Below are 14,343 nucleotides of genomic sequence, written 5' to 3'. Positions count from 1 at the left end.
ATATTGTTTTTATAAAAAATCAATACTAAATAATAAAAAAGAGCAAATATTTTATATTTTTATTTATTAAATTTTTTTAATATAAAATTTTAATCTTTCATTATAGTTGAACTAGGGTCTTTAAGATAATCACTAGTAAGTTTAGCTATTTTTGGTGATAGTATGAGAAGCCCAATAAGGTTAGGTATAGCCATAAGACCATTCAAAGTATCAGCTATAGCCCATATTAAATCTAATTGACTTACTGCACCAACTATACCTATAATTAAAAATATTACTCTGTATGAATATGAAGCTATTTTATTTCTTTTTGTAAGATATCCTAAAGCAACAACACCGTAATGAGACCAGCCTACAAATGTAGAAAAAGCAAATAATACTAAAGATATTGTAAGTATTACAGAACCTGCATATCCTAAATTATTTCCGAAAGAAAAAGAGATAAGTTCAGCCCCATTTAATTTAGTTCCCTGATTAGCTTCTAAGAATATTATAGCTATAAGCCCTGTTAAAGTACATACAAAGAAAGTATCTATAAGCACTTCAAATATTCCCCATAAACCCTGCTCTATAGGATTTTTTGAATTGCTAGCCCCATGAGCCATTGGAGCAGTACCTAAACCAGCCTCATTAGAAAATACTCCTCTTGCAAATCCGAATTTCATACCCATCATTATAGTATATCCCATAAATCCGGCTCCTACCTGTTTTAATGAAAAAGCTTCTTGAAATACTCTCTGAAAAGCATGAGGAATTTTATCTGCATTCATAATTAATATAATGATACCTGAAATTATATATATAACGCACATAAAAGGTACTAATTTTTCAGTAACAGTAGCTATTCTTCTTATTCCGCCTATAATAATAACAGCAGTTAAAATTACAACAACTATTCCGGTAACTATATGCGGAACTCCAAAATTCTGATAAATAACTCCCGCCATAGCATTAGTCTGAGTCATATTTCCAGCACCGAAACAAGCTAAAGCAGCAAAAGCAGCAAATATACTTCCAAGCCAAGGCATATTAGCACCCTTTGATATATAATACATAGGACCGCCATGATGATGACCTAAATCATCTTTTATTCTATAGTGAACAGCTAAAATAACCTCTGAATATTTAGTAACCATACCGAAAAAAGCAGCAAACCACATCCAAAATAAAGCTCCAGGTCCTCCTGCCACTATAGCAGTAGTAACACCGGCAATATTTCCTGTACCTACAGTGCTTGCTAATGCTGTGCTTACTGCCTGAAAAGGAGTAATATTATCATCTAAATCATGTTTTTTTGCTAATGCCCCAAATGTATGCTTAATCCATAAAGGTATTTTTGTTATTTGTAAAAAACCTGTTATTATACTTAAATATATTCCTGTGCCTACTAACAATGTAAGCATTATTGGTCCCCATACAAAGCTATTAATAACATTATTTATTTTAGCTATCATTTCTATCATAATGTACTCCTTATTGTTGCTAGCGATTAACTCGCTTATTAATAGCTTATAACTAAAGTTATAAGCTGCTCGTTCATACGCTTTATTATTATTGCCAGTGATAAATTAACATATTAACAACTATAAATTAAATATTAATATGCAACTCATGCTCCTTATTATTAATTTTATATAAATTATTTTCTAATATTTATAAACTCTTTTTACTCTTTCACCTATATTTACAAGTATTTCATGACTTATAGTATCTATTCTTGATGCCAAAGTATCTGCATTAAGTTTTTTATCATTTCCAAATATCAATACCTCATCGCCGGTTTTTATATTATCATTTCCTATTTCTGCAATAATAGAATCCATACACACCCTTCCTCGTAAAGGATAATATCTTCCATTAATTTTTACTTCCCAATTATTTGATAATTTTCTTGGTATTCCGTCAGCATATCCTATAGGTATTACAGCAACTCTTGTATCCTTACTAGCAGTCCAAGTCATTCCATAAGAAATGCTTTCTCCTTTTTTTATATTTCTAACCAAAACAACATACGATTTTAAATTTAATATAGGCTTAATACCTAAAATATTATCATTATATCCATACAATATTATTCCAGCCCTAACCATATCAAAATATGTATTCTTATATGAAATTATAGCTGCTGAATTAGAAGTATGAGCATTTTTTATTTCTATACCATTTTCTTTAAGATTATTTAATACATCATGAAAAATTTTTATCTGTTTATTAGTAAAATTAACAGAGTAATCATCGTTCATATCAGAAGCGGCATAATGAGTATTAATGCCTTCTATATTTAAAGTGTCATAAGATAATATTTTTTTTGCTAGAGGAACAACTTCTTCAGGTTTAGCCCCCATTCTGTTTAATCCTGTATCAACTTTTATATATAAATTTAAGCTTCCGCCATTCTGTTTTAAAAATCTATCATAATACTCTAAACATTCATCATTACTTATAATAGGACTTAAATTATATTTACATACCAAATCAGACTCATCTTTAAAATGCTGGAATAATACTAATATAGGAAGTTTAACACCAGCTTCTCTTATTTTTATTCCCTCTTCAACATTTGCAACCCCTAAAGCATCAGCTCCGAATTGCTCAGAAGCCTTCGATATTTCCACCAAACCATGTCCGTAAGCATTTGCTTTAACAATATTAAGAAGTTTAACATCATTTATAATAGAGCGTATAATCTGCATATTCTTCTTAAAAATGGATAAATCAATTTCAGCAATAGTATAATTTGACATAATCTTAACCTACTTATTTTTAATAATTAAAACTTTATTATTATCAAACTTATAATTGTTAATAAAGTCAAAAATATAAAAAATGAGATATTATATTTAGATATAATATCTCATTATTAAAAATCGTAATATTCATTTATATATTAAACATTTCCGGATTTTTAAAGTCTTCTTTAAGCATCTCTAATACATCATCATCTTTTTTAAATTCATCATTCTCATTTTTGAACTCTTCCTCAAGACTTCTAAGTTCCATATCCATTCTTTCATCTACAGTATAATTTTCAGGATTCTTATTATCATTTTCATCTTTATCTTTTTTTATTTCATCGGCATTTGTGATAAATTTACCCATAAGCTCATGAAATTTAACAAATATTTCATTCAATTTATTTGTAGCAGTATAAAATTCTTTATTACCTTCAACAGTTTTTACAGAAAGTTCATTCAAGAAACTCATAGCATGCATAACTTCTTTAGCACCTGAGCTATTAGCCTCAATTATATCAGAAACTTCTCTAGTAATCTGGTCAAGCAAAGTAATTTGGCTGTCCACCACATCTCCGCTGTTCATCTGTTCTTTTACACTATCTTTAACCCCTGTAGTAATATTATTCAAGTGTCTTATAGTTTCAAGTATATCTCTTCCTCCAACCTCTAATTCACTGTTTGCAGTATTGATTTCAGAAACAACTCTTGCAGTATTTTCTGACATATCAAGTATATTATCAAGAGACTTACCGCTGTTGCTTGCAAGTTCTACAGTTTCTTCTATTCTTTTTGTAATAGCTTTAATGATGTTCGTAATAGATTTTGTGTTGTCTGCAGTATGCTCTGCCAAAGATCTTATTTCATCAGCAACTACAGAGAATCCTCTTCCTTGTTCTCCGGCATGTGCCGCCTCAATAGCTGCGTTCATAGCGAGAAGGTTAGTCTGTTCTGCAATACCTTGAATAACATTAACTATCTCTTTAATTTGATCTGAGCTTTCTTCAATACCTCTAACAGCCTCAATAACTTCATCTACAGTATCACCGCCGTCATGTGCATCTACAAGAAGTTTTTTAGAGAAACTATCTGCTTTATTAACACTTCTTGCCACAGATGTAATATTAGATATCATCTCCTCAATAGAAGCTGAAGTTTGTTCTACTGCTGATGACTGACGCTCCATATTATCATTAATTTTATAGATTGTCTGCAAAAGTTCTTCTACGGCAATAGAAGCTGATGAAAAAGCATGTTTTTGCTGATCTGTAGAGCTAGTAACATTCTGTATAGAAGTAATAATATTATTAACACTTGCTACACTTTCGGTAATGCTTGAGCTTTGATCATTTATTCTATTTGTATTTTCATCAATAATTTTTTCTATTACTTTTATTTCCTCAAATACCTTATAACTTTCTACTTTTAAGTCTCCTATAAGATTGTCCAAACTAGATAAGAATAAATTAAAGTTGTAAATTAAAAGACCTATTTCATCATTGTTTTTTGAAGATATTCTTTTTCTTAAATCTCCGTTTCCGCCTAAAAGCATTTTTGTAGATTTATTTGCTTTGTTTATTGAAGATAGAAGTATTTTCAAAATAATTAAATAAATACCAAAGAACAAAATAAATATAGATATAAATATATAATTAAATACAGTTAAATTCATATTAGAATCTTTTATTACAGTATTTATATCTTTATAATATAATCCAATAACTTTTAATTCTTTTATATATGAAATTATAGCAATAGACTTTTTCCCTTCTATATTGATAGGATAAAAGATTTCAAATGAGTTATTAGCTCCGAATGATTTTTCAAAATTTCCTATATTTTGAACAAGTTCCGGTGATGATGATAATATTGAAGATGAGCTTTCAGCTAGATATCTGCTGTCATAACTAAGTATTATATCCTTTTTTAAAGCTGAATAATAAATATAACTCCATTTAGAAAGAATATCATTGTTTTTTATTATATTATTTAAATTTCCAATTCCTGTTTCAGATATCATATATCCAATATCTTTTCCGAATAATTTTAACGGAGTATAAGCAGATATATATATATTATTTCTATCATAAACATTGATATCCAAAGTTACAAAATTATCTTGTATTTCATTTTCTAAGAAATTATGAATAGTTAAGGCATCTGATACTCTGCTGGTATATCTGTCTGTGGTAAAATCTTTTGATACTGTTACAGAATAAGGCAGATCCGTATCTATATATTCCTGATTTATATTAACAGAAATTGTATCATATTTATTTTTTAAAGTATTATTTATATATCCTATTCTATTAACGAAATAGTTTTGTATATCATCTCTTGAGATTACATTTTTATTAGAATAAATATTAAGTACTGATTCAGAATAAGTCATCATATCGGATTTTATATTATCATCAATTCTTTTTATATTATCAGACACAGCAAGTATTTCATTTAATACAGCATTACTGTAATTTTTCAAATAAACATCTTCCTGTACAGAAACATAATTCATAAGAAAAGCTAGTATTATGGTAGAGAAAAATAAATATACTATAAGCCCTAATTTAGCTATAAGCGGTATATAAAAAGTAGATATGTTTTCATCTAATTCAAAATTTTTAGACATTATTTTAAATAAAAACATAAATACGCATGATAATAAAACTGCATTTATAGTAGCATTAAATAGAGCTAATGTCATAGTATGCATAAATATCTTATTTATAAGAGAGTATGTAACAATTTCTATGATGCTTCCTATTAGTGAAATGATAAAAAAGATTAATATAACTCTGCTTGCCAATCTTATATCAGAATTGATTCTCCAAATTTTTAAATACTTAAATAAGAATATAAAAGATATCACAGAAAAGACTATTTTTAGTCCGTAAATAGTCGGCATTTCTTTATATATAAAAAATAACGCTATATTCCAAATGACAATATCCACTAATAAATATAGCGGAATACTTAAAATTTTAAGCCTTCTAATAACATGTAGTTTTATCTTTTCTGAAGCCATAATATCCTCTATTAAATAAATGCAATTAATACAATATTATATATTATCGTTTATTTTTTATCAAAATTTATTCATAAAAAAATGAAGTACATATTAAAAAATTATACTCTGCCTACCTCATTAATTACTCTGCCGACTAATGTATCATGAGTAGATATAGTTTTGGAATTTAATTCATAAGCTCTTTGTACTTCTATCATTCTAACCATTTCATTTATAGGGTTTACATTACTCATCTCTAAAAATCTTGATAATACTTTAGGTCTGTCAACCCCTTTTTGTGCTATATATGCAGGACCGCTTATATCTGTATCTACCCAGAAAGATTCGCCTTCTTTTTTCAAATATCTTTCATTATCAAAACGCACTATTTTTAAAGTATCAAGTATCTCTTCATCTTCCCATTCATTATCATTAAACTGTACAAATGTATTGCCGTCCTGATATCTTCTGTTGATGCTTACTCTTCCTTCTTCATCTATATTGAAGTTATTAGTTTTTATCTGTATATATCCGTTTTCGCCCATAACTTTATAGCCATGTTTAGTTACAAGATAATGATCTTTATCTATTAAAAAACTTCCGTTTCTTGTGTATCTTTCTCCATTAGGTGTTTCTATGGCAAAGAATCCTTTATCACCCAAAGCTATATCAAGCTGATTGCCAGTTTCTCTTAATGAACCTTGCTCCCATTCTGTGAAAACTTCATTAACTTCTACACCTGTTCCCATTCTTCCTACATAAGGTCTTACATCTGTTGAACCAAGCGGAAATATTACTACTCCGTCATCTTCTGTTCTTGCCGCCATCATTTCCGGAAAGGATTTGAAACTTACTGTATCTCTTTTAAATCCAGGTTTATCAACATTAGCCAAGTTATTAGCTACAACATCTAGTCTTGCCTGTTCGGCCATCATGCCGCTTGCACCTGTATAAACGCCTCTTACCATTTATAATCCCCCTAATTTATTATAATATATCGTCTTTTTCTCTTTTTGTATCTATATTAATAGTTTTTAATTTTTCTTCTAAATTTTCATAGCCTCTTTCTATATGATAGATCCTATGAACATTAGTTGTACCTTTAGCAATTGCTCCGGCAGCAACCAAGGCAGCACCTGCACGAAGATCGCTTGCCTGTACATCAGCTCCTGAAAGCTCTTTGCCGCCATTAACTACTATGTCGGAAGTATTAAGTTCAATATCTGCTCCCATACGAATAAGTTCCGGAACATGGCTGAATCTGTCAGGATAAATACCTTCTATAAGTTCGCTTTTACCTTTAATTGTGCATGCTAATGTGGTATATATTGCCTGCAAATCTGTTGGAAAACCCGGATATGGTAAAGTTTCTACTTTAAAAGGCTTTAATTCTCTATTAGAAGCATCAATATCTATAGTTGTATCTGTAGTTTTTATATCGCAGCCTATATCTGAAAGTAAGTCAAGCACACAGCTTAAATGCTTAGGCTCTGCATTTTCAAGTTTTAATTTTCCTCTTCCAGCTGCCGCTATTGCCAAAAAAGTACCTGTCTCTATTCTGTCTGGTATCACTGTAAACTCAGCACCATGAAGGTAATCAACACCATCTATAGTAATAGTATCAGTTCCTCCTCCTGTGATTTTAGCTCCCATAGCATTAAGTAAATCAACTAAATTCACACATTCAGGCTCTTTTGCGGCATTTCGTATAATAGTAGTTCCTTTTGCTAAGGATGCCGCCATCATAACATTATCTGTTCCCAACACTGTAGGTCCGAACTTACCAGACAAATCCATATCAGCACCAATGAGATTATTATCTACTTTAGCATCAATATATCCTGCTGTTATATCTATTTTAGCTCCCAATGCCTCCATTCCTTTTAAATGCAAATCTATTGGTCTTGGTCCGAAAGCACATCCGCCCGGATATGATACTCTGCAATGTTTTCTTTTAGCAAGCAATGGTCCAAGAACTATAATAGAGCCTCTCATCTTTTTTACAAGTTTATAGGGAGCTTCTTCGCTTTTTCCATTATGAGATATTATTACAGTAGTATTGTTTTTAAAATCAACTTTCTTTCCTAAAGGCTCTAATATATCTATAAGAACATGCACATCAACTAAATCCGGAACATTATGAAGTATTACAGGCTCATCTGTTAAAATTGAAGCAACAAGCAAAGGCAAGGATGCATTTTTTGATCCTGATACTTTCAATACTCCGCCGATATTGTTTGAACCTTCTATCACATATTTATACATATATTTTCCGCCTTTAAAGAAATAAAAATTCCGCTTTCTTTATGTTCGGAATAATAAAAAATGCCTTGATAAATTTTATCTATATATTATGTAAATATTACAAATCATAATATAGAACGCACGGTAAATAGGCTTAAATATATAATTTAAATTTTATTCTTAATAAAGTATATATTTTAAATTTCATTAACTCGTGCGATATGTTCTTCTCAAATTTTAAAAAAACTTGGGTGGGTGCTTACAGATGTTATTTAAATAGCAAAATAATATAAAGCTAAAATTCAAAATAAAATAATAGTATCTAAAGGGCGGGGAGTGAGAAAAATTTTTTAAATTTTTTGGCTTTATTCTAATTCCCACCCTATAGGTTTATTGTTTAATACTGAATTATAATATATATTTTACTTTTTGTTTTCATCTAATTTATTAACGCCCCCCAAGTTTTGATTAGATTTTGAATTTATTTAACGCACGCAGAACTAATTTTTAAACATAATACAAATTTTATTGTTAATCAAATTTATAACTTTTGTTTCATTTACCGTGCGGTGAATAGACTGTAAATTTAAATGAATCTAGGGTGGGCAAATGTAATGAATTTTTAAGTTTATTATGTTAAAATAATTGACATAAAAGATAAATATTTTATAATTGCGATATGTATAATATATTTTATTTAATAACTAGAGAGCAATCAGCAATCAGCAATCAGCAATCAGCAATCAGCAATCAGCAATCAGCAATCAGCAATCAGCAATCAGCAATCAGCAATCAGCAATCAGCAATCAGCAATCAGCAATCAGCAATCAGCAATCAGCAATCAGCAATCAGATAATTTAAATTTTTTCAATAATATATTTTCATTAATTTTTTATAAATCAATATTGTCATTGCATCATTTTTTTAATTTTGTTTATAACATTATCAGTATAATTTTAAATATTATAAAAATTGTGAGCCTATGGTAAGTTTACTTAACAAAGCCTTTGAGCAAGAAAAAAATTTTATATAAAAACAATTTATAAGGAGTTCTTATTATGAACAAAAAAAGTTTTTTAATTTCAATTCTATGTTTATTATTTATTTTCAGCTGTAAATCTCCTAATAATCCTAATATAGATAATGGAAATTCAACATTAAAAGAGTTTAATCCTAATGATTATACTTCTCCTGATTTTGAGGGTGTGCTTCCTAGTACTGTTAATGAAATTAGTACAACTTCGGATTCTCCTACTAAAATGGATAGTAATATTCTTGAGATTCAAGCATCTTTGTACTGTTATTATGATAAAGAAAATAAGATATTTAAAATATCAACAGAAGATAATGTTAATATGGATTCTATGTATATCTATATATATGAAGTTGTATATGATAATGAAGGTAATACATATAGAAAATAGATTTACAAAGGAGCACCTAGTATAAAATCTAATCCTAGTGCGGCAAATCCTGATAGTTATACTTCTATTAGTTTTAAAAAGCAATGTGATGATTATAATGGTTATAATGTTTGTTTTTATGTAGCTTTTACCTAGAGAAAGAAAGAAGTTCATAAAATGATAATACAATAATATAAATTTTATTATGAGGATATTAATATTATAAAAAATTAATTAAACATATAGGATTGATAATTCAAAGGGTTGGGGTATAGTTAAATTTAAAAAACTATTTACATACCCCGCCCTTTATCCTTAAATACTTTATTCTGCAATTTTTATTTATATTTTCTTCAATACCAATATAGAAATATTAACGCCCGCCAAAGAGTTTATTAATTTTTTAACCTATTTTATATATTAACATAATATTTTTTATAAATTCGGTTTTAATAAAAATATAATTATGATATAATGTTGCAATAATTTTACAGGAGCAGGGATATAATATTATGACATACATTAAATTGAACAAAGAATATAAAGATGAAATAGTATATGAGACTATGCTAAAAATGGGATTCTTACATTATTTTAATACTAACTATTATTACAATAATAAAGGTATTCAATTCAAAAATGATGCTGAATATACATTTATAGGTTTATTTTTATCATTTGACAATGACATACTTACAGTTAATCATAATCATAGCTTTTTGTATTTATCAGAATTTTTAACTAAGCATAATATAACTAAATTAACAGATATAGAACCTTCTTCATTAATTGATGTAAAATATGAAGGAAAAGATCCTTATTACTGTTTTGCAAAATTAAATAATATCACACAAAAAGTTATTATTACTTTTATAGCCGAATTTGATAGAATTTATAATAGTATTGCAAAATAAGTAAAGATAATAAAAAATTATAAGAGATATTATTTTTGTCTTCATAATATATTAGAAAATAAAAATATAAAGCTCAATAGCAATATATTAAAAATTATGATATTATTAACTCTAATCATAATATAAAAGGCTTAATTAAATGATAAATATAGCTATACTAGGAAGACCTAATGTAGGTAAATCCACATTGTTTAACAGATTTGCAGGAAGAAGAAAATCAATAGTTGACCCTACAGCAGGAGTTACCAGAGATATAAGTATAGCTAAAACATATATTGATGATATAGCATTTAATGTTTTTGATACAGGCGGACTTCTTGATGTAAGCGATGACACTTTAAATGAAAAGGTAAGAGAAAAAGCATTAAAAACAGCCTTAGAAGACTCGGATATACTCTTATTTTTGGTAGATGCACATCAAAGCCACCCTGATGACAGACATTTTATTAATATAATAAGAAAATCAGGAAAACCTATAATACTAGTAATAAATAAAGTGGACGCTGACTCTCATAATAATTTGGTAAGCGAATTTTATTCATTAGGGGTAAAAGATGTATCTATAATAAGTGCAGAGCATAATAACGGCATTGATGATTTAAGAGAAAAAATACTAGAAGTTCTTGAAAGAAACGGATTTGATTTGGAAGTTGAAAGAGAAATATCTAAAAATAGTAATTCTGATAATGATGAAGATGATGATACAATTGAAAATATAGATGAAGATTTTGAAGATTATGATGATAATTTAGACGAAGAAGATGAAGAAAGTTATAATAATAAAAAAGAAAAATCAAAACAATATAAACTTGATGAATATATAGCACAAAAGAAAACAATCAATATAGCCATAGTAGGAAAACCAAATGCAGGAAAATCCACTTTATTAAATACATTGATAGGAAAAGACAGAAGCATTGTATCTAATATTGCGGGCACTACAAGAGATTCCATAGATGAGACATTCAATTTCAAAGGTGATGATATTTGTCTTGTAGATACAGCCGGAATAAGAAAGAAAAAAAATGTTAATAGTGATATTGAATATTATAGTGTAAACAGAGCGATAAAAGCTATAGAAGCATCAGATGTATGCATACTTATGCTTGATGTTTTTGAAGGGCTTACAGATCAGGATAAAACTATTGCCAATCTTATTATAGAAAGAAGAAAAGGAATAGTAATAGCTGCTAATAAATGGGACATAAGAGATAAAGGCACTACTTGGAATGATTATGAGGCATATATGAAAGACACTTTCCCTGTTCTTAATTATGCTTTTTATGCAAAAGTATGTGCCAATAGAAAAAATGATGCAGAAAAACTTTTATCTTTAGCTGTAAGAGTTGCAAAGACAAGAATGCAGAAATTTGAAACGCATGCTCTCACAGAAACTATGGTAAGAGCTACTAGAGAATATTCAATATCTGCAGGCGGAAATCCTTTTAAAATTTTTTATGTTGTTCAGACAGGTATAAATCCTCCTGCCTTTGCTGTATTTTGCAATCATCCTCATAAATTAAATTCGCATTATAAGAGATATTTGGAAAATAGATTTAGAGAGATGTTCGATTTCAGAGGAACACCTATTATACTCAATTTTAGAAAAAGAGGCAAAAAATTTGGAGGTTAAAAATATGATAGTTAAGATTATAGTAAGCATACTAGTTTCATATATAATCGGAGCAATACCATTTTCATTTATAATAGGAAAAATAAATGGACATGATGTAAGAAAAGAGGGAAGCTGCAATCCTGGTGCAAGCAATGTACTTCGTGTATGCGGTAAAAAGGCTGGAATTGCTGCTTATATTTGCGATATAGGTAAAGGAATGATAGCTGTACTAATACCTTCTTTTATACTTTCTAATATTATTTTTACTCATAGTTATATATTAGTGGCTTGTGCTGTTGCAGCTATATTAGGTCATGTATTTTCTATATTTTTAGGTTTCAAAGGCGGTAAAGGTGTAGCAACTAGTGCAGGTTCTATGTTTATGCTTGCACCTGTAAGTTTAATTATTACTATGGTATTTTTCTTTATTGGTTTATTTGCTTCAAGAAAAACTGTTGCTATAGGTTCAACTTTCGGGGCTATTGCTTTTCCTATAGTTTTGAGCTTTTTGTATTTTAAAGCTAATTTTTTATACAGAATATTTTTTAATATAAACTATATTATTCTTCTTCCTATAGCGATACTTCTTGCAATATTTATTATAATAAAGCATATACCTAATTATAAAAGAATGCTTAAAGGCGAGGAAAATAGTTTTTCTAAAAAATAATAATTAGAAAAAATTATATTTTAATTTTGATAAAGTATTATTTACAAATTCATAAAAAATATTAATATTGTTTTTTATAAAATTAAATTATTTATGGGGTAAATTATGAAACATTGTATTAAAATTATAAGTCTATCTTTTATATTTTTATTTATTTTAAGCTGCGGAAATAAAAACGATCCTATAGAAAACATAAAAGAAAATGCTAGATATGAGGGAACTTTAAATACAACTCAAAATACTAGACAGCTTATAACAAATAAATGCACTTTAATTGTTAATGAAAATAGTTCTATAGATATTACTATAGAAGGCGGAAATATATATGACAGCAGAGTAAGCATATCAAAAGAAGAATTAACTAAAGTTGGAGATTCCTCATATACAGCAGAGAAAGATGGAAAAAAATATTCTTTTGCTTTTTATGATACTTACATGAATTTAACAATTGTAAATACTGATAATTCAACATCTGACGGTAAACTTTCAAAAATTAATTAACCGCACGGTAAACTGATTTTTATTTATTGTTTGAATTATAATTTTTATTAAACATATATTTAAAACTTTGTTCTGCGTGCGGATTGAGTTTGCAATAAATTTAAAAAAATCTTGGGTGGGCAGCAGAAAATTCTAATTAAGCAAATAAGAAATTAAAAACTTATATTTAAATTAATTCTATAAGTATAAAGGGTGGGGAGTGTAATAATATTTTTAAAAATGTACAAATCCTAATGAATCAAAATTGATTTCTTTATTATTAGAATCTATGAATCTTATATATTTATTTGAGTATTCCTTTACTTTTCCTATTTTTATCAAATTATTTTCTTCTGGTATATTGTCTGAAGTTGTAAAAATAACAGCATAATCTTCTCCTCCTGTAAGTATAGATTTTAGTATTTTTTTGTTATTATTAAAAAATCTATTTACTAAAGACCAATTAGAAGATTCATATATCTCTATAGTTTTATTCGAGTTTTCAGCAATATGGGATGCATCCTGCAAGAGTCCGTCGCTTATATCTATAGATGAGTTTATTTTGTATTTATTAATAATCTCCTGCCATTTATTATAAAAAAGTGTAGGTCTTAAATGGGTTTTAATGCTTTCATCGTTATAGTCATAATTTCCAGATAAAAGTTTTTTAAGTCCTAAATCGCTTTCTCCTACAAATCCAAGCACATAAACATTATCCTCAATTTGAGCATTGCTTCTTAATATGGATTTGTTTTTTTCTATAGTACCAATTAATGTTACGGAAATGAAAAAAAAGTCATTTGATGAAGTGGTATCTCCGCCTGATATTTCTATATTATATTGTTTACATGCTTCTAAAAAACCTCTATACCATTCTAATATATTTTCATCATTAATTTTTTTAGGTATTGAAAGAGATATAAAAGCATTTGTAGGATTTGCTCCTTTGCATATTATATCGCTAATATTTGCCTGAGCTGATTTATATCCTATATCATAAAAAGAATAATAATCTAAAGAGAAATGTATATTTTCTACTAATATGTCAGTTGTAACTAAAATGTCTTTATCGCTACTTATATTTTTTATAACAGCACAATCATCGCCTATATTCAAATTGTTTGTATTATGATATTCTGTTAATTCTTTTATTTTTTCTATAAGTTTGAATTCATGCATATTTATATTTCCGTAATATTTTGTATGATTATAACACATATAATAAAAGTTTTAAACATTAAAAATTTTATTCTAACTCCCCGCCCTTTATTTTTATTA

11 protein-coding genes are annotated in these 14,343 nt (G+C 27.9%); 5 read left to right on the top strand and 6 right to left on the bottom strand.

Annotated elements, in window-relative coordinates; all coding sequences use genetic code 11:
• Positions 1 to 89: 89 nt before the first annotated feature.
• From BHAMNSH16_RS06650 to murA, 5 genes are all read right to left on the bottom strand, one after another.
• A complete protein-coding gene (locus BHAMNSH16_RS06650) occupies positions 90 to 1,463 on the bottom strand; it encodes an alanine/glycine:cation symporter family protein (protein WP_008728309.1) in 1,374 nt (457 codons plus the stop codon).
• 183 nt (positions 1,464 to 1,646) lie between these two features.
• Positions 1,647 to 2,744 carry an alanine racemase gene (gene alr, locus BHAMNSH16_RS06645; protein ID WP_008728312.1) on the bottom strand — a complete coding sequence of 366 codons (1,098 nt, stop codon included), beginning with the start codon at positions 2,742 to 2,744 and terminating at the stop codon, positions 1,647 to 1,649.
• Positions 2,745 to 2,880: 136 nt separating this feature from the next.
• Positions 2,881 to 5,757 (bottom strand): methyl-accepting chemotaxis protein, encoded by a 2,877-nt coding sequence (locus BHAMNSH16_RS06640; RefSeq protein WP_008728315.1) that lies wholly within the window; start codon positions 5,755 to 5,757, stop codon positions 2,881 to 2,883.
• A 101-nt stretch (positions 5,758 to 5,858) separates the two neighbouring features.
• The gene (gene flgF / locus BHAMNSH16_RS06635) at positions 5,859 to 6,707 is read right to left on the bottom strand and encodes a flagellar basal-body rod protein FlgF (RefSeq protein ID WP_008728318.1); all 849 of its coding nucleotides are present in this window, start codon (positions 6,705 to 6,707) and stop codon (positions 5,859 to 5,861) included.
• 19 nt (positions 6,708 to 6,726) lie between these two features.
• Complete coding sequence (murA, locus tag BHAMNSH16_RS06630) at positions 6,727 to 8,004, bottom strand: UDP-N-acetylglucosamine 1-carboxyvinyltransferase (protein WP_008728320.1); 1,278 nt, start codon at positions 8,002 to 8,004, stop codon at positions 6,727 to 6,729.
• 1,037 nt (positions 8,005 to 9,041) lie between these two features.
• On the opposite strand from murA, the gene BHAMNSH16_RS06625 reads away from it, so the two are divergent.
• The 5 genes from BHAMNSH16_RS06625 to BHAMNSH16_RS06605 all read left to right on the top strand — a co-directional run bounded on the left by BHAMNSH16_RS06625 (position 9,042) and on the right by BHAMNSH16_RS06605 (position 13,086).
• Positions 9,042 to 9,407: a hypothetical protein gene (locus tag BHAMNSH16_RS06625; protein ID WP_069731661.1), complete on the top strand. Its 366-nt coding sequence runs from the start codon at positions 9,042 to 9,044 to the stop codon at positions 9,405 to 9,407.
• A gap of 491 nt (positions 9,408 to 9,898) precedes the next feature.
• Complete coding sequence (locus BHAMNSH16_RS06620) at positions 9,899 to 10,300, top strand: hypothetical protein (RefSeq protein WP_069731660.1); 402 nt, start codon at positions 9,899 to 9,901, stop codon at positions 10,298 to 10,300.
• Between the two features lie 139 nt (positions 10,301 to 10,439).
• Positions 10,440 to 11,933, top strand: coding sequence for a ribosome biogenesis GTPase Der (der, locus tag BHAMNSH16_RS06615; protein ID WP_008732532.1), 1,494 nt, complete (start codon positions 10,440 to 10,442; stop codon positions 11,931 to 11,933).
• 4 nt (positions 11,934 to 11,937) lie between these two features.
• Complete coding sequence (plsY, locus tag BHAMNSH16_RS06610) at positions 11,938 to 12,585, top strand: glycerol-3-phosphate 1-O-acyltransferase PlsY (protein WP_008732533.1); 648 nt, start codon at positions 11,938 to 11,940, stop codon at positions 12,583 to 12,585.
• A 105-nt stretch (positions 12,586 to 12,690) separates the two neighbouring features.
• Positions 12,691 to 13,086 (top strand): hypothetical protein, encoded by a 396-nt coding sequence (locus tag BHAMNSH16_RS06605; RefSeq protein ID WP_008732539.1) that lies wholly within the window; start codon positions 12,691 to 12,693, stop codon positions 13,084 to 13,086.
• Positions 13,087 to 13,299: 213 nt separating this feature from the next.
• Here BHAMNSH16_RS06605 and thiL read toward each other — a convergent pair whose 3' ends face one another.
• Positions 13,300 to 14,244 carry a thiamine-phosphate kinase gene (gene thiL / locus BHAMNSH16_RS06600; protein ID WP_069731659.1) on the bottom strand — a complete coding sequence of 315 codons (945 nt, stop codon included), beginning with the start codon at positions 14,242 to 14,244 and terminating at the stop codon, positions 13,300 to 13,302.
• Positions 14,245 to 14,343: the final 99 nt, after the last annotated feature.

This window comes from Brachyspira hampsonii (assembly GCF_002214805.1).
In the GTDB taxonomy this organism is placed as follows: Bacteria; Spirochaetota; Brachyspiria; order Brachyspirales; family Brachyspiraceae; genus Brachyspira; species Brachyspira hampsonii.
This window is presented reverse-complemented; position numbering and strand designations above follow the sequence as displayed.